Consider the following 19,200-nt stretch of genomic DNA (forward strand, 5'->3'; position numbering starts at 1 on the left):
CCTTATTTTACATTTGTACATTTTTAATCCTATGGTCCCTTTGATAAAACTCACTTTATATATCCTCTAAAGGATTCTTCACTCATACCGGCTCTTCTTGCTGCATCCGAAATGCTTAAAATTCCATCCTTTACCAGAGAAATAAGGACTTGTACAGTTCCTTCTTTAATTCCCTTTTTAATACCCTCTTTAATGCCTTCTTCTCTTCCTTTTGCTATTCCCTTTTCCATTCCTTTTTCTATTCCCCTTGCTTCTACTCTGTCAAGTACTTCACACATAGTTACATACTCCTTTCCTTTCACCTCGTTTATAGTTTCTTCAAATCTGTAATCATTCGTCATTGCAGACATCAGCATTAAAAGTTCATCCACATGTTCAATTACTGTATCACCGGCCACATAATTTTTATTTACACGCATCTGAAACAGATAGTCAGCCAGTATCCGAAAATCACTTTTGAACATATCTATCTTTTCTCTGTCAAGATATGCTATTTCAAATAGATTCATTTTGAAATCATTAACATATGGTTTGATCATTTCATCTATCTCTAAAAGTTCAAACAAACTCTTTGGATGATTCCATCTACTATTATACCCGAAATATAATACTAATGTAATCACAGGATAAATTACTTCTTTACTGTTCTCTTTTTTGGCCTGTTTGACATACTCCGCTCCATCATATCCAAAGACCCTCAGCGGCATTCTCTTTTCCGGCTTTGTCTGATTCTCCAATCCGAACATTGATAATTTTATCTTACTGTTATGCCAATATTTTGCTATATCCCTATACTGTGTCCTTATCCTGCCATCCAGCTTTAAAATACTTCCCGGCAGTACATCTGTCAGGCTGTCTTCCGTCACCACACTCTTTCCATTAAATAACAACACATTTATAATATCTGCGAATACATCATTATACCTTTCAAGTGTCTTTTGTGTAATATCTTTTTCTTTGTTGCCCTTCATGCGACCTCCGTTAATGCTACTGATTTGATTTAAAAGAAATTGTTTCAAGAAATAATATTTGTAAATGAAAATAGAAATAAAATAAGTGCCGTTCACTTGGCTTTATTTTATGATGAATATAAATATTTTGCAATAGTAATATTCTTAAATGTCCTTACAGAACTTAAAATATAACAACCAAAAAGAGACTGCCACACTGGCAGTCTCCCTTCTATCTTTATTCTTCATCGCTCTTAGCATCTGCTTCTTCATTATCAGAACTCTCTTCAACTTCTGAAATCTCTTCAGCATTTTCCGGCTCAAAAGCCTTTTCCTCAGACTCAAGTGCTTCCTTTGCATCAGCTATCAGCTCTTCTTTGATATCGAGAAGTGCAGGATCGTCCTCACTTAAGATAATCTCATCATCATCTCCAATGAATTCGTCTGTATTCAGAGTTACGCTTCTGTATCTCTTCATACCTGTACCTGCCGGTATAAGCTTACCGATAAGTACGTTTTCCTTAAGTCCTATAAGGTGATCCACCTTACCGTTAATAGCGGCCTCTGTAAGAACCTTTGTAGTCTCCTGGAATGATGCCGCTGAAAGGAATGAATCTGTTGCAAGAGATGCCTTTGTAATACCGAGCATTACCTGCTTACCGTCTGCAGGAGTCTTTCCTTCTGCAATAAGCTTTTCATTCATATCATTGTAATCCAGAACATCCATTGAATTTCCCGGAAGTACATCTGCATCATTGTTTTCTTCTATTCTTACCTTCTTAAGCATCTGACGAACGATAACCTCTATATGCTTATCGTTGATCTCAACACCCTGGAGTCTGTAAACTCTTTGAACTTCACGAAGCATGTAATCCTGAACCGCACGAACACCTTTTATCTTAAGGATATCATGTGGATTTACACTACCTTCTGTAAGCTCGTCACCGGCCTCCAATACATCTCCGTTTCCAACCTTTATTCTTGAGCCGTATGGAATCAGGTATGTCTTTGATTCACCTGTTTCATTGTTTGTAACAATAATCTCACGCTTTTTCTTGGTATCCTTAAGTTCTACAACACCACCGAACTCTGTGATGATTGCAAGTCCCTTAGGTTTTCTTGCCTCGAAAAGCTCCTCGACTCTAGGAAGACCCTGTGTGATATCTCCACCGGCAACACCTCCGGTATGGAAAGTACGCATAGTAAGCTGTGTACCCGGCTCACCGATTGACTGAGCGGCTATAATACCTACCGCCTCACCTACCTGTACAGCCTGTCCTGTGGCCATGTTTGCACCATAGCACTTAGCACAGATACCTGTATGTGATTTACATGAAAGTATTGTTCTTATCTTTACGCTGTCTCTTCCAAGCTTCTCAAGCACCTTCATTACCGCAGCGGCTCTCTTTGGAGTACACATATGATTTGCCTTAACTACAACTTCTCCCGTATCAGGATCTGTTATAGTCTCTGCAATATATCTTCCTGTAATTCTCTCCTCAAGACTCTCAATAACTTCCTTACCGTCTGAGAATGCTTTGATTTCCATAAACGGAATTTCCTTGCCTTCGCAGCAGTCCGTTTCACGAACTATTAAGTCCTGTGAAACGTCTACAAGTCTTCTTGTAAGGTATCCTGAATCGGCTGTACGAAGAGCAGTATCTGAAAGCCCTTTTCTAGCACCGTGAGCTGAGATAAAGTACTCCAAAACGTCAAGACCCTCTCTAAAGTTTGACTTAATAGGAAGCTCGATAGTATGTCCTGTTGTATCCGCCATAAGACCACGCATACCTGCAAGCTGCTTTATCTGCTTATCCGAACCTCTCGCTCCGGAGTCGGCCATCATGAAGATATTGTTATATGCATCAAGTCCGTCAAGCAGGTCTCTGGTAAGCTGCTTATCTGTCATATCCCAAGTCTTTATAACTTCTTTGTATCTCTCTTCTTCAGTAATAAATCCACGGGCATAGTTCTTTGCAATTCTGTCAACTGTAGCCTGTGCATTCTTTATAAGTTCAGGCTTACTCTCAGGTACTGTCATATCTGAAATAGAAACGGTCATAGATGCAATAGTTGAATACTTGTATCCGATTGCCTTTATATCATCCAGCACTTCCGCAGTTCTTGAAAGTCCGTGTACATTGATAACCTTCTCCAGGATCTGCTTACACTGCTTTTTCTTTACAAGGAAATCAATCTCAGGCTTTAACTCATTTCCCGGAATACTTCTGTCAACAAATCCGAGGTCCTGAGGAATTATTTCATTAAATAAAAGTCTGCCCACTGTTGATTCAACAGTATCTGATAAAACTTCTCCGTTTTCAAGCTTTTTGCTTATTCTAACCTTTATTTTAGAATGTAATGTAACAATCTTGTTGTCATATGCAAGAATCGCCTCATTAACACTCTTAAAGAACTTACCTTCTCCCTTTGCTCCGGGTCTTTCCTGTGTAAGATAATAGATTCCGAGAACCATATCCTGTGAAGGAACGGCAACAGGTCCACCGTCTGAAGGCTTAAGAAGGTTATTTGGTGAAAGCAAAAGGAATCTGCATTCTGCCTGAGCCTCTACTGAAAGCGGCAAATGGACAGCCATCTGGTCACCGTCAAAGTCAGCGTTAAACGCAGTACATACAAGCGGATGAAGCTTGATAGCCTTACCCTCTACAAGTACAGGCTCAAATGCCTGAATACCGAGTCTATGAAGTGTAGGCGCTCTGTTAAGCATTACAGGATGCTCTTTGATGACTTCCTCAAGGATATCCCATACATCATTTTGCATTCTCTCAACCATCTTCTTGGCAGATTTTATATTATGAGCTGTTCCCTTTTCTACAAGCTCCTTCATTACGAAAGGCTTGAAGAGTTCTATAGCCATCTCCTTTGGAAGACCGCACTGATAGATTTTAAGCTCAGGTCCTACTACGATAACAGATCTTCCCGAATAGTCAACACGCTTTCCGAGAAGGTTCTGACGAAAACGTCCCTGTTTACCCTTTAACATATCTGAAAGTGACTTAAGCGCTCTGTTTCCGGGACCTGTAACAGGTCTTCCTCTTCTACCGTTATCTATAAGAGCATCTACAGCTTCCTGTAACATTCTCTTCTCGTTTCTGATAATGATATCAGGAGCACCAAGCTCCAAAAGTCTTGCCAAACGATTGTTTCTGTTTATAATTCTTCTGTAAAGATCGTTCAAATCACTGGTAGCGAATCTACCACCGTCAAGCTGTACCATAGGTCTGATATCAGGCGGTATAACAGGTACATTTGTGAGTATCATCCACTCAGGCTTATTTCCTGAACTTCTGAAAGCTTCTACAACATCAAGTCTTTTGATAATCTTTGCTCTCTTTTGTCCTGTAGCATCTACCAACGCTTCTTTTAATTCTACCGACTCTTTTTCAAGATCGATATTGCTTAATATTTCTAAAATGCTCTCTGCACCCATACCCGCTCTGAATGAACCGTAGCCATAGGTGTCGATTGCATCTCTATACTCTCTTTCTGAAAGCACCTGCTTATAGTTGAGGGCAGTGTCTCCACCGTCCAATACTATATATGATGCAAAGTATAATACTTTCTCCAAGATACGAGGTGCAATATCCATGATAAGACCCATTCTTGAAGGAATTCCTTTAAAGTACCAGATATGAGATACAGGCGCAGCCAGTTTGATATGACCCATACGCTCTCTACGTACACTGGACTTTGTTACCTCTACACCACATCTGTCACAGACAGTGCCTTTGTAGCGGATTTTCTTATATTTACCACAGTGACATTCCCAGTCTTTACTTGGTCCGAATATTCTTTCACAGAAAAGACCGTCTCTCTCAGGCTTTAATGTCCTATAGTTGATAGTCTCAGGCTTTGTAACCTCACCATGAGACCACTGCAGTATTTTTTCAGGAGAAGCCAAACCAATCTTAATTGCATCAAAAGAAATTGGCTGATAAGCATCATTGTTTTCAGGCATAAAATTTGCTCCCTTCTATATAAAACGATAAATCGACTTCATTGATTTTTGCAGATGCCCTTAGGGCATCTGCTGTATAAGTATTCACTCCACTTTCAGATTATTCTTCAAAATTATCTGTGTCATCAAATGAATCTTCGTTATAGGAGGAATCATCCCCCGAATCTATATCACCATCATAGTCAGCATCGGCACTCTGCATATCGGCTGCATCTTCCGAAACGGATACAAACTCGCCGTCCTTTACTTCCTGCTCACTATAACCTGCAGACTTGAAATCTTCTCTTCCATGGTGTCTGCTCTCACCCTCTATAATTGAGTGAATGCTGAGATCTGCATATTCCGTATTCTCTTTGAGTTCTACTTCTCTTCCGTCTTCTCCGAGTACACTTATATCAAGTCCCAAAGACTGAAGCTCTTTTAAAAGTACCTTGAATGACTCAGGTATACCTGCATCAGGTATGTTCTCGCCCTTGATAACGGCCTCGTATGTCTTCACACGTCCTGTAACATCATCGGATTTTACTGTCAGAATCTCCTGCAATGTATATGATGCACCATAAGCCTCAAGAGCCCAAACCTCCATCTCTCCGAATCTCTGTCCACCGAACTGCGCTTTACCGCCAAGTGGCTGCTGAGTAACAAGTGAGTATGGTCCTGTAGATCTTGCATGAATCTTATCGTCTACCATGTGGTGGAGCTTCAAATAATGCATGTGACCTATTGTAACAGGGCTGTCAAAGTACTCTCCCGTTCTACCGTCACGAAGTCTTACTTTACCGTCTCTTGAAAGAGGAACACCTTCCCAAAGTTTTCTGTTCTCAAGATGTGAACCGAGATATTCTACAACTCCGGGATCCAGCACATCTTTATATTTATTCTCGAAGTCATCCCAATCACCGTTTACATAGTCATTTGCAACTTCAAGCATATCCATGATGTCATTCTCGTTTGCACCGTCAAAGACAGGAGTAGCCACATTAAAGCCAAGCGCCTTTGCCGCAAGTGAGAGGTGAATCTCAAGCACCTGTCCGATGTTCATACGTGAAGGCACACCCAATGGATTAAGCACGATATCAAGCGGTCTGCCGTTTGGAAGGAATGGCATATCCTCTACAGGTAATACTCTGGAAACAACACCCTTGTTACCGTGACGACCCGCCATCTTATCACCGACAGAAATCTTTCTCTTTTGTGCTATATAAATTCTTACATTCTGTGTAACACCCGGAGCCAATTCATCTCCGGCTTCTCTTGTAAATACTTTCGCATCAACAACAACACCGTAAGCACCATGTGGTACCTTAAGTGAAGTATCTCTTACCTCTCTTGCCTTCTCACCGAAAATTGCACGAAGAAGTCTTTCCTCTGCTGTAAGCTCCGTCTCTCCCTTCGGAGTAACCTTTCCTACAAGTATATCACCGGCTCTTACTTCCGCACCGATTCTGATAATACCTCTCTCATCAAGATCTTTAAGAGCATCATCACCGACTCCCGGTACATCTCTTGTAATCTCTTCAGGTCCGAGCTTAGTCTCTCTTGCCGCACATTCGTATTCCTCGATATGAATAGATGTATATACATCATATTCTACAAGTCTCTCACTAAGGAGTACGGCATCCTCGTAATTGTATCCTTCCCATGTCATGAAACCGATAAGCGGATTCTTTCCAAGGGCTATCTCTCCATTATATGTAGAAGCACCGTCTGCAATAACCTCACCGGCATTTACATGGTTACCCTTAAACACTATAGGCTTTTGATTATATGAGTTTGACTGGTTACTTCTTGCAAACTTGATAAGCTTGTAAGTATCAAGTACCGCATCATCATCTCTTTTAATAACAATCTTATCTGACGAACACTCAATTACTGTTCCCGAATTCTTGGCAACAACACAGACACCTGAGTCTACTGCAGCCTTAGTCTCCATACCTGTACCTACTACAGGTGCATCGGTAATCATAAGAGGCACTGCCTGTCTCTGCATGTTTGAACCCATCAGCGCACGGTTAGCATCGTCGTTCTCAAGGAAAGGAATCATACTTGTAGCCACTGAGAATACCATTCTCGGTGATACGTCCATCAAATCTATATTTTTCTTCTTAAACTCTGAAGTCTCATCACGGTAACGTCCTGAAACATTGTTGTTTACAAAATGTCCTTCGGCATCAAGCGGTTCATTCGCCTGCGCAACTGTGAAATTATCCTCTTCATCCGCTGTAAGATATACTACTTCTTCCGTAACTCTCGGATTTTCAGGATCCTGTGACTTATCCACAACACGATAAGGTGCCTCTACAAATCCGTATTCATTTACTCTTGCAAAGCTCGCAAGTGAGTTTATAAGTCCGATGTTAGGTCCTTCAGGTGTCTCTATAGGGCACATTCTGCCATAGTGAGTATAGTGAACGTCTCGAACCTCGAATCCGGCTCTTTCTCTTGAAAGACCTCCCGGTCCCAAAGCTGAAAGTCTTCTCTTATGTGTAAGCTCTGAAAGAGGGTTGTTTTGGTCCATAAACTGGCTCAGCTGTGAACTTCCGAAGAACTCCTTAACAGCAGCAGTTACAGGCTTAATATTTATAAGTGATTGAGGTGTAATAGACTCAATGTCCTGAGTGGTCATTCTCTCTCTTACAACTCTCTCCATTCTTGTAAGACCGATACGATACTGGTTTTGTAACAGCTCTCCTACCGCTCTTATTCTTCTGTTTCCTAAGTGGTCGATATCATCCTTGCTTCCGATATGCTCTTCTATATGCATATTGTAGTTTACAGTAGCGAAAATATCTTCCTTTGTGATATGCTTTGGAATAAGCTCATTGATATTCTTCTCAATAGCCTTTATAAGCTCCTCACCCTCGTTTTCTTCCAGCAATTTCTGAAGTACAGGATAATATACCTGCTCTGTAACTCCGATAGATTTAGGGTCTGTAAGCTCAGGTACATAGCTTTCGATATCTACCATCATATTTGAGAGAACTTTTACTTCACGTTCTACTCCTTTTATCCATACGGCAGGAATAGCCGCATTCTGTATTGCTGTTGCAGTCTGAGCATCAACTACTGTATCTGCCTGTGCCAATACTTCACCTGTATTCTCATCCACTACATCTCTTGCGAGAGTATGTCCCTTTATTCTGTTCTTAAAATGGAGTTTTTTGTTGAATTTGTATCTTCCCACCTTTGCCAAATCATATCTTCTGGCATCGAAGAACATTGCTTTAAGCAAACTTTCAGCACTGTCTACTGAAAGAGGCTCACCCGGTCTGATCTTCTTATATAATTCGAGCAAACCGTCCTGGTAATTTTCAGACGGATCTTTTGCAAAACTCGCCATAATCTTCGGCTCCTCGCCGAACATATCTATAATCTGAGTATTTGTTCCAAGACCGAAAGCACGCAAAAGTACTGTGATAGGAACTTTTCTTGTTCTGTCCACTCTTGCATAAAAGATATCGTTAGAATCTGTTTCGTATTCAAGCCATGCACCTCTGTTAGGTATGACCTGAGACATAAATAGCTCTTTACCTATTTTATCGTGATCAATTGTATAATAAATACCCGGTGAACGGACCAACTGGCTGACTATAACTCTCTCCGCACCGTTTATTACAAATGATCCGGTATCTGTCATCAGTGGTAAATCTCCTAAAAAGATCTCATGCTCGTTTATCTCATCCTTATCCTTATTGGTAAGTCTGATTTTCACCTTTAACGGAGCTGCGTATGTTGTATCTCTATCCTTACACTCTTCTATGGAATATTTAACTTCATCTCTTGCCAATTTAAAATTGACAAAATCGAGGCTAAAATGTCCCGCAAAATCTTCTATAGGAAATATATCCCTAAAAACTTCTTTTAGGCCTGCATCCAGGAACCATTGATATGAGTCTTTTTGTATCTCTATCAGGTTTGGCATTTCCAGAACTTCTTTTTGTGTCTGGAAACTCATCCTCATGCTCTTTCCGGAAGTTATCGGATGCATCTTGCTTCTATCCATTGACGTTTCACCCCTGTATATTTTTTATTCTATGAATTTAGATTTTTCTATGTTATAATTAGAGCAATCTATTCAATTTGTTTAGCCGTTAGGCAAGTTACATTGGACATTTTCACGTCCAAACACCTCTAAAAGGGCACAAAAATCCCTACAATAGTGCAACTTTCATCTTACAAAAATAAAGTCAACATGTCAATACGGAACATATGTTCATTTATTTTCAATTTTCCACATATCTAAAATGCCCCCTTATAAAGTAATAAGTATTTTTCACTCATTTGCTCTAAAAGGAGGCATAATCAATCAAATATAATATTTAATTTTTAATCTTATCGTATTACCGCATTTGATGATGTAGCGGTTTCTACTGCACTTAAGTCTCTTCTTGATCTTGTTCTGCCTGTTGCGGAAGCATTTTCAGCTATCTCAACATTAAATCTGACAGTTTCAAAGTTCTCTGAACTTATTGCCACTTCATTATTTACCTGATTGAATCCGTCAAGTGAAAGGTCAATAAGCTGAGTGTATCCGAAAGTCATATTTGCTGTAAGCTTATATGTAGCGGCGTTTCTAAGATTATATCCTTTATTGTAAGTAACACCGTTTACGGTAACTGTTGCCTTACCTGACTTTATAAGTTCTGTAAATCTCTTAAGTACTGCTTTATCAGTATCATCAAATTTCAGCCTTACAAAATTATCATAGCCCTTCTTAATCTCTGAACCTGTAATAGCCGGTGTAGCTATCTGTGAAGATGTAGTATAGACTAAATCATCCATACCTTCTCCCTTAAATACAAGTTTATCTGCAAATCCCTTTATCTTTCTTGATTTTATGTAGATTACATTATTGTTGTCTACTGCAAATACATCTCTGCCCAGTGTTGATATTGTACCTTCTTCAACCCTTACATCGTTTACTTCTACGGCATTAAGCTTCTCTATAAACTCATTAATCTTTGCAGTATCACCCTTTAATGTAACGGCATATACTTCGGCATTATTATACTTTGTAAATTCAACCTTATCTACTTCCACCTCATTAACTGTAGGAACTACCGGTGCCGGTGCAACACTTTCCGCTATGCTTCCGTCAGCATTCATTGTAAATGTAAGTTCCTTATATCCATCCGCCTTTACAACAAAATCAAACTTATTATCTGTAAAACTGTTTGCCTTTACAGATAACTGACTTATTTTGCCTCCATAAGCCGAATCGTTATGCGCCCTAAATTCTTTTGTATTTCCAAATCCGAAACCGATAATACCCGCTTTAGTATAATCCTCACCGTTTACATTGACACTTGTAACCGCTTTAAGATATTTCTCAAGATCGGATTCATTCATGCCATCGAATTTCACTGTAAGCATATTGTAGAATATCGAATTCGACTTTTTGCCTGTCTTTGCCTTAGGTGCATCCTTGCCCTCTTCCACTGCAGGTGGAGTTACAGGGGTTACAGGAGTTACAGGGGTTACAGGTGCTGTATTTGCTTTCTCAGTAATATTTACTTTTATAGACTTTACAGCATAGTTTCTGTCGTTTGACTTCAGATAGATAATATACTCACCTGCATTTTTAAACAATCCGCCGCGAAGTGTAATTTTTCCGTCCGCAACAGTATAAACCGAATTTGAAGTATAACCGCCTGCAGACGCGGATATTACGTCTCTAAGTGTACCGTCAGGACTTTGAATACTTACGCTGCCAAGCTTACTGAGGAAATCGCCTTTCTTGGCATCATCATCCTTAACAGCCTTTATAACTATTTCCGAATCCGTTTCATGCTTTTCACTTACATCACTAAGTTCCACTTCTTCCAAAGTATCTGTGATGGTAAGGTCAAGTTCTATCTTCTCAAAACCTATAGAATTAAGAGCAAGTTTATGTGTTCCTACAATAGGAGCAAGATATCTGTTGAATGCACTCTTATAGAGTGTGATACTCTTATAATCTGCACTTACTTCATACTGCTTTAGGTAATTGTCTCCTCTAAGTGGTGATGAACCGTCAAGTATAACAGACTCAAGATTCTTTAAGAAATCTGCGTTGTCGGTTGTTATTGTAAAGCTGTCCGCATTTGCCTGTATGAGACCTTCAAATGTAGGTGCAGCTTCTCCTACAAGATTACCGTAACGATAAATAGTTCCAAGCCTACCGTTTTCAAGTACGTTCTTTACATTTCCGACAATATTTCTTGTAGTTGCATTCTCAGACTTGATATAGTCCTCAAATGTAAGAACCTTTCCTTCAAGTTTTGCATCCTTATATGCATCCACAAAATTGTTAAGAAGATATAATTTACTCTTATCTTCTCCAACAATCGCCTCAGGTGACTGCTCAAGCCACCAGTTCATTACAGCATCCGAATCCTTGCTTCTAAGCCCGATTTCATTTAAAATCATTGCATTTGCAAGCAGATCGTAATCATACATAAGGTATGAATTTATCATCATACTTCCGCTTGCACCGGATGTGGCATCAGCCTTACCGCCTGTCTTACCTGTAGCACCTGATACGGAATCGGCCTTCTTTCCTGAACTTGAAGAAGATGAAGAACTTCCTCCGCCTACAAGAACCTTTGTAATTGTTGAAGACTCTCTGTTTCCTGCATGATTTTTACCTACTGTAGGAGCGGATATGGCATCCACAGTCTTAGACTCGTCACTGACAGGTGTTGTTGCTACGGATGAACCGTCACTCTTTAATACTTCAAACTTCTTTGTAAGAGTCTTGTACCCCTTTGTATATATTGTAGCTGTATAAACTCCGGCTACATCTGTATACACCTTACCTGAAGTGCTGTCTGTTCCTGTAATCTGTACTATATCAGAAATATTATGCCATCCTGAAATCTTCGGCAATTCAATAACGCTACCGTCAGGCTTTGTAAGTGTTACTCTGTACATTACCACACCTATATCATTTCCAAAGCTCTGATTGTTTTTAGGATCAACTATCTTAAATCTGATATTTTCTCCCACCTTAGGATTTGGAGTTGTACTGTCACGCATCACCTTAAAGTTTGTACTGCTTACCAATGATATAGGAAGGCTTATTCTTTCATTGCCCTTTGCAGAGCCTATACTTACATAGTAATCTCCTCTGCTTCTTGCATTGTTTTGCGGAAGAGGAATATTTATAACTCCCACCTTTGCATACTTTGTCTCTACAGACTTATTGTATATAAGGCTTGAGTTTATAATATTGTGGTCTTCATTAAGAAGCTTAATATTATTAAGACCTTCAAACCACTTCTCCTGCTCCTCATTTTCAAGCTGAAGCTTTATCTTTATACTACCTGTTCCCACATTGTCTATCTCTGTTACAGGGATATAGTACTGTGAAGGAACTGCAGCCGCTGCTGAATCTACCTTCTTTGACTGCAATGTGAATGTAGTCTTTGAAGCATTCTTTCTTACCTTTCCGGCATTGTCATATGTCTCAAGGAAATAGTCAAACTTTGTAATAGGACCGTTTGATAATACATACTTAGGTGCCTTTACATCAGTCTTTGTTATATTCTTCCTCTCCCCGCCTGCAAGTGTGATGTCCTGAGTATCATTATCAGCCTTTTTTACAATCTGTAATGCTGAAGGATTTGATACACTTGAAAGCCACTTAACAACATGACCGTCATCATCCACTTTGGTCATGTTTGAAGTAACATCTACTCCGTCTACCAATACTTTGTAATCATCAATAGTTCCATATTTGAATGCAACTACAACATACTCTCCGAAATCAGTATTTACATTTTTGGTATAGTTTACATACGCAAATTTATCATTGTTTGTTTCTTCAGTAGTTGGAGCTCCATTGTTTTCTGTATTACCTGCGTTATTTGAAGCCTCACCGTTTGAGGTGTTGCCTGCGTTATTTGAAGCCTCACCGTTTGAGGTGTTGCCTGCGTTATTTGCGACTTCACTACCTGTGTTGTTCCCTGTAGTTCCTGCGTTTTCATTGTTTGAAGCCACATTATTGCCTGCGTTGTTTTCTGTGCCTGCCACATTATTATTTGCACCATTATTTTCTACTATATCAGCACTGTGCTCTACATCACCTAAAGAATATCCTCTATTTCCTGAAATCGTATCTGTACCTGCGTTTTGATTTGGTGATACGATTGTTGAAGCGCTGTTATTTTCTGTGGTATTTCCACCTACAGATACTGTATTTGAACCGTTTCCGCTTCTTGAATTGCCACCTCTTGAACTGCCGCCTCTTGAGCTTCCGCCGCCTGAGCCGCCTCTTGAACTGCCTGAGCCGCCTCTACTGCTACCGCCCGAACTGCCCTTAGAGCTTGTTGTGCTCTTTTTTGCAGATGACTGACCGGCATTATTTTCCGACGCACCTGCTGTAGAAGAAAGTCCTTTTCCCTGTGAGAATACAACTTTTCCGTCTTTTTCCCATTTACCGTCGGCATTAACCTTGTAACCGTCAGGAGTTGTAGTATTTACAAGAAGTTTACCCTGATCGGGTCCGCTTTGAGGATTGAAATAATAGCAATAACCGTCGATCCAATTCCATCCTGTGAGCATTATACCCTCAGCAGCTCCCTTAGCTGTATTAAGGAAATACCAATATCCTGCATTATCCTTCTTCCAACCCGTCTGCATAATACCGCTGTCGGTATCAAGATAATACCAACCGCTTGGAGTCTGAGTCCAACCCAAAGCCTTGCTGCCGTTATCATTTATATAATTCCATCCGCTCTGTGTGTTCTTCCATGAACCCGCAAAAGCCGGTGTAACCTGTGTTGCAGCCATCAATATGCTTAATGCTCCAACACCTACATTTAAAAATAGCTTCCTTTTCATAAATCTCCTATTACATTTGGTTAGTGTCCACTAACTCACGAACCCAAATAAAGGGAATGTTGCGCTACAAAAAAGCATCAAAATCAGAATGTAGTAATACGTTTTGACCAAATACTCTTGCAAAAACACTCCCCTTTGCATTTAAGTTCTATTATATTACATCTGTTAGCATCAGCTAACTCTTGTGAGTATACTAAAAGGTTTTATTTATTTCAAGCTATTTTTATGTACTTTTTTTGTATTTCAAGTACTTTATTAGATACAATCTACAGAATCAATTTTTCGCCTTTCCAATTTGATATATATTTGTCAATCAGTCGTTATATTGACTGATTACTCTCTATTCGCCGGCAAATTCAGTATCTATATTTACATGTATTTTGTACTCCGGAAACTCCTCTTTCAAAATTCTGTTCACGTTTTCTACAACTGTTTTCGATTTTATATCAAAGTCTCTTGTTATATCACAATAAATGGTACTGTCTTTGTCATCAATAACTATTCCATGATAGTTAATGATATGCCTCTCATTTTCCTTGTAGTTTTTCAGTATTGATTTTATCTTTATATATTTCTCATCATTTACATCTACCGAATAAAATCCGAATACAAGAAATACATTATATTTATTATAAATCTTTGTCTGAGCCTCATGTAAAATAGGATACATCTCTCCGATACTTCTGTTATCCTCTATTTCCACATTTATAGACCCTGTATAAAAATCAGGGCCATAATCGTTTAATATAAGGTCAAAGCAATTTATAACACCTTCGGTATTTCTTGCTATCTCCTTTATTCCCCTTACCATCTCACCGTCCACTCTTTCACCAAGTATTTTCTTTACTGTATCTGATAATACTTCATAGGCAGTCTTTAAAATAAATACCGAAATAATAACACCGGCAATACCGTCCACAGAAATTTTTGTAAACATATATATTAATGTGGATATCAAAGTTACTAAAGACACTATGGCATCATTTTTTGCATCAGCACCTGAGGCAATCAATGCTCCCGAATTATATTTTTTACCGCTGTTTTCAGTAAAAGTACCAAGAACAATTTTAGCAACAATTGTTGCAATAATTATTATTGCAGTAACAATACTCGTACTCATCTCTTCTCTGTTAAAAATAGCCTTTATCGAACTGATAAGAGATTGAAAACCGGTAATAAATACGATACCTCCAATCAAAAGACTTGTCAGATACTCTGTTCTTCCATGTCCGAAAGGATGTTGCTTATCAGGCGCCTTACCTGCAAGCTTTGTGCCTATTATCGTAATAAGTGATGATGATGAGTCCGTAATATTATTTAAAGCATCACTTACAAGAGCAATTGAGCCTGAAAGTATTCCAAGCACCGCCTTTAACACTCCCAGTAACAGATTTGTTACTATACCTATTATGGATACACCTATAATTCTTTTTCTTCTTTCATTTGCATCCATTCTAAAATTGGATGAATTTATATCTTCGCTCATTGTTCTTAGATGTTTACACATCTTCTCCTTTCTTTATATGGATGTACATTATACATTAAAAAAAGATTGTACGCAATCGTAAATTGCATACAACCTCTTTTATATTGAATTTGGAACATTCTGCTATTATAACAGAATGGGGTTTGTATTAATTTTTACCTAAACATAGTCTACAACATCAATGTATTTCATCAAAAGCTCTTTTTCAGCCTCTATATGCTTTGATAATCTCTGTGCAGCCACTATTGAAAGCCATCTTTGTACATACTGTTTTGCCGTATCCGACTTATCACAGTATATATCCATATACATATCCGCAAGCTCTTTATCTGTGAGTGCAAAGAGCAGGTATGTATTTGCCGCATCTCCGGCAGCATTTCCCTGAGTAGCATGAGACCAGTCAATTATTGAAACTTCACCATCTTCTCCTATAAGCACATTGCTGGGATTGAAATCGCCATGACATATTTTGGTATGCTTTTTCATTCCGTCAAGCTTTGTCAAAAGCTCATATCTTATAGTTGCACTGAGCTCCTTCAAATCATTTATCTGTCTGCTGAATTTTAAATTCATTCTGTTAAGAAGCGGGGATGATTTTGAATGGATATCCAGCTGTATATCAACAAACATCTCCATGTACTTTCTTGTATTTTCCTTGTCAGACTCCATGATTTCTTTTAAAGTCTTACCGTTTTTCTTAAGCATTACTATTGCCCATCCGCCGTCCATTTCTTCTACGGCGAGCACCTTCGGAACATTAAGACCTGTCTCTTCTATTCTTGCCTGATTCAGTGCCTCGTTAAATACATCAGATTTGGGATGGTCACCGCTGAACGCTTTAATAATGCAATCATCGGTTTCATATACTTTCTTATGCGATCTCTCTAAAATAAGCTTTTTATTTGTCAAATCCATACTTTTTTACAGATGTATAATACATCCGTCTCCTTTCTAAAATTAAGTCTAATACAATACGCTCAAATTTATATTATCTACCGTAATAAGCGTCCAAATACAGCTCTTTGATCTCGCTTATAAGCGGATATCTCGGATTTGCCGGAGTACATTGATCATTAAATGCCTGCTCGCTCATCTCATCCAATGTGTCCAAGAAGTATTTTTCCTCTACACCATAAAGTGCTATAGTCTCTTTTACCCCTATAATTTTCTTTAATTCCTCTATTTTAATTATAAAGTTTTCAAATATCTCATCATCATTTTTTCCTGTTACGCCACAGTATTTAGCAGCCTCTACATATCTTGCTTTTGCCTTAGGATAATCATACTGTGAGAATGTTCCCATCTTTGTAGGTGCATCTACCGCATTATATCTCATTACTCTTGTAAGAATAACGGCATTTGCAAAACCGTGTGCTATATGGTGGAATGCACCGAGCTTATGTGCCATTGAATGGTTTATACCAAGGAATGCATTTGCAAAAGCCATACCTGCAAGACATGAAGCGTCCGCCATCTTTTCTCTTGCAATAGGGTCTGCACTTCCGTTTTCATATGCTGAAGGAAGGTAATCAAACACAAGTTTCATTGCTCTTAATGCAAGTCCGTCCGTATAATCTGTAGCCATTATTGATACATATGCTTCAAGAGCATGTGTAAGTACGTCAATTCCTGATGCGGCTGTAAGTCCCTTCGGCTGATCCATCATATTGTCAACATCCACTATCGCCATATTCGGAAGAATCTCATAGTCTGCTATAGGCCACTTTATTCCTGTATCCTTATCTGTAATGATGGCAAAAGGAGTAACCTCACTACCTGTACCTGATGATGTAGGAACCGCAACAAAGTATGACTTCTCACCCATCTTAGGGAACTTATATACTCTCTTTCTGATATCCATGAAGTCCATTGCCATGTCTTCAAAGTTAACTTCAGGATGCTCATACATAACCCACATTATCTTTGCGGCATCCATAGCAGAACCTCCACCGAGCGCTATAATTACATCCGGCTCAAATGAAGCCATTGCCTTTACACCCTCTCTTGCACACTGAAGTGTAGGATCCGGTGTTACATCATAAAAGCAAGTATGTCTTATACCCATCTCATCAAGTTTCTTTGTAATAACATCTGTATATCCGTTCTTATAAAGGAATGTATCTGTTACTATAAACGCTCTCTTCTTATGCATTACATTTCCAAGCTCATCAAGCGCTACAGGAAGACAGCCTCTCTTAAAGTATACCTTTTCAGGAGTTCTAAGCCACAACATGTTCTCTCTCCTTTGTGCTACAGTTTTTATATTTATAAGATGCTTTACGCCTACATTCTCTGAAACAGAGTTTCCACCCCATGAACCGCAACCTAAAGTAAGTGAAGGTGCAAGCTTGAAGTTATACAAATCACCGATACCGCCATGAGCCGCAGGAGTATTTACAAGTATCCTGCAAGTCTTCATTGCATTTTCATGAATAGCAAGTTTTTCCTTCTCATTTACATCTATATAAATAGCTGATGTATGTCCGTAACCGCCGTCTGCAACAAGTCTTTCAGCCTTAGCTATAGCCTCATCAAATGTCTTTGCCTTATACATTGCAAGTACAGGTGAAAGCTTTTCATGAGCGAACTCTTCGCTTATATCAACAGACTCCACCTCACCGATAAGTATCTTTGTACTTTCAGGTACGCTTACGCCTGCCATTTCCGCAATCTTAAATGCAGACTGTCCAACGATTTTGGCATTTAGTGATCCGCCTACAATAATAGTCTTTCTTACCTTATTAAGCTCATCCTTCTTCAGAAAATAACAACCTCTGTATGCAAACTCTTTTTTTACTTCATTATATATACTCTCCATTACAGTTACAGACTGCTCTGAAGCACAAATCATTCCGTTATCAAAAGTCTTTGAATGTATTATTGAGTTTACAGCCATCTTAATGTCAGCTGTTTCATCAATGATAACCGGAGTATTTCCGGCACCTACACCTATTGCAGGCTTACCTGATGAGTAAGCTGATTTAACCATTCCCGGACCGCCTGTCGCAAGTATAATATCAGCCTCATGCATTACTTCATTTGTAAGCTCAAGTGAAGGTACATCTATCCAACCTATAATGTTCTTTGGAGCGCCCGCTTTTACAGCTGTTTCCAACAGAAATTTAGCTGTATAGTTTGTGCAGTCCTTTGCTCTTGGGTGTGGGCTTATTATAATGGCATTTCTTGTCTTAAGTGCCAAAAGGATTTTAAATATAGCTGTCGATGTAGGGTTTGTTGTTGGAATAACAGCTGCTATAACACCTATAGGCTCGGCAATTTTCTTTATTCCGAATATCTTGTCCTCTTCAATCACTCCACAGGTCTTGGTATCCTTATAAGCATTATAAATATACTCAGCAGCATAGTGGTTTTTGATAACCTTATCTTCCAAAACTCCCATTCCGGTCTCTTCTACCGCCATCTTTGCAAGCGAGAATCTCTCTTTATTGGCAGCCATAGCTACCTCATAGAATATCTTATCAACCTGTTCCTGAGAATAGGTCGCAAATTCTCTCTGAGCTTCTCTCAGCTCTTTCATCCTGATACTTAAGTTATCGATATTATCTACAATAAAATTCTTATCTGCCATATTTCCTCCGACATAATAAAATATATTTCGTTATTTTTTTAACACAGTTAGATAATACTATATTGTTATTTTTTTGTCAATATGATATTTCAAACTTTTCCACGGGTCTTTGACACTTTGTTTTCCTAAATAAGTATTAGAAAAGTCCTAGAACCCGCATGTATCCTATCTTTCTTAATCAATTTTTTTGTCAAAATATTCGTTTTAATATATAGTATTTTCTAGTATTTTATGATATAATAAGGTGTGGAGGTTATCTATGAAAGTTACTACATCAAAATCAAAAAATGCAGAGTCCTTCTATATTTCCAAAAGCTTTATAAATGACAAAGGGGTTAGCACCTCTGTAAATGTACGCAAACTTGGTACTCTC

The 19,200-nt window shown here is 38.9% G+C and carries 7 protein-coding genes; all 7 read right to left on the reverse strand.

The window, feature by feature from the left end:
• Positions 1 to 50: 50 nt before the first annotated feature.
• The 7 genes from HMPREF1140_RS05760 to adhE all read right to left on the reverse strand — a co-directional run bounded on the left by HMPREF1140_RS05760 (position 51) and on the right by adhE (position 18,827).
• Positions 51 to 971 (reverse strand): Rpn family recombination-promoting nuclease/putative transposase, encoded by a 921-nt coding sequence (locus HMPREF1140_RS05760; protein WP_009662856.1) that lies wholly within the window; start codon positions 969 to 971, stop codon positions 51 to 53.
• A gap of 217 nt (positions 972 to 1,188) precedes the next feature.
• Positions 1,189 to 4,929 carry a DNA-directed RNA polymerase subunit beta' gene (gene rpoC / locus HMPREF1140_RS05765; RefSeq protein ID WP_009662871.1) on the reverse strand — a complete coding sequence of 1,247 codons (3,741 nt, stop codon included), beginning with the start codon at positions 4,927 to 4,929 and terminating at the stop codon, positions 1,189 to 1,191.
• Between the two features lie 100 nt (positions 4,930 to 5,029).
• Positions 5,030 to 8,932, reverse strand: coding sequence for a DNA-directed RNA polymerase subunit beta (gene rpoB, locus HMPREF1140_RS05770; RefSeq protein WP_009662913.1), 3,903 nt, complete (start codon positions 8,930 to 8,932; stop codon positions 5,030 to 5,032).
• 329 nt (positions 8,933 to 9,261) lie between these two features.
• Positions 9,262 to 13,752: a hemoblobin-interacting domain-containing protein gene (locus tag HMPREF1140_RS05775; protein ID WP_009662868.1), complete on the reverse strand. Its 4,491-nt coding sequence runs from the start codon at positions 13,750 to 13,752 to the stop codon at positions 9,262 to 9,264.
• A 340-nt stretch (positions 13,753 to 14,092) separates the two neighbouring features.
• On the reverse strand, positions 14,093 to 15,259 hold the full coding sequence (locus tag HMPREF1140_RS05780; RefSeq protein WP_009662840.1) for a cation diffusion facilitator family transporter: 1,167 nt from the start codon (positions 15,257 to 15,259) through the stop codon (positions 14,093 to 14,095).
• A gap of 138 nt (positions 15,260 to 15,397) precedes the next feature.
• The gene (locus HMPREF1140_RS05785; protein ID WP_009662923.1) at positions 15,398 to 16,153 is read right to left on the reverse strand and encodes an aminoglycoside phosphotransferase family protein; all 756 of its coding nucleotides are present in this window, start codon (positions 16,151 to 16,153) and stop codon (positions 15,398 to 15,400) included.
• Positions 16,154 to 16,226: 73 nt separating this feature from the next.
• A complete protein-coding gene (adhE, locus tag HMPREF1140_RS05790) occupies positions 16,227 to 18,827 on the reverse strand; it encodes a bifunctional acetaldehyde-CoA/alcohol dehydrogenase (RefSeq protein WP_009662880.1) in 2,601 nt (866 codons plus the stop codon).
• Positions 18,828 to 19,200 lie beyond the last annotated feature (373 nt).

Source organism: Lachnoanaerobaculum sp. ICM7 (assembly GCF_000287675.1).
GTDB lineage: Bacteria > Bacillota > Clostridia > Lachnospirales > Lachnospiraceae > Lachnoanaerobaculum.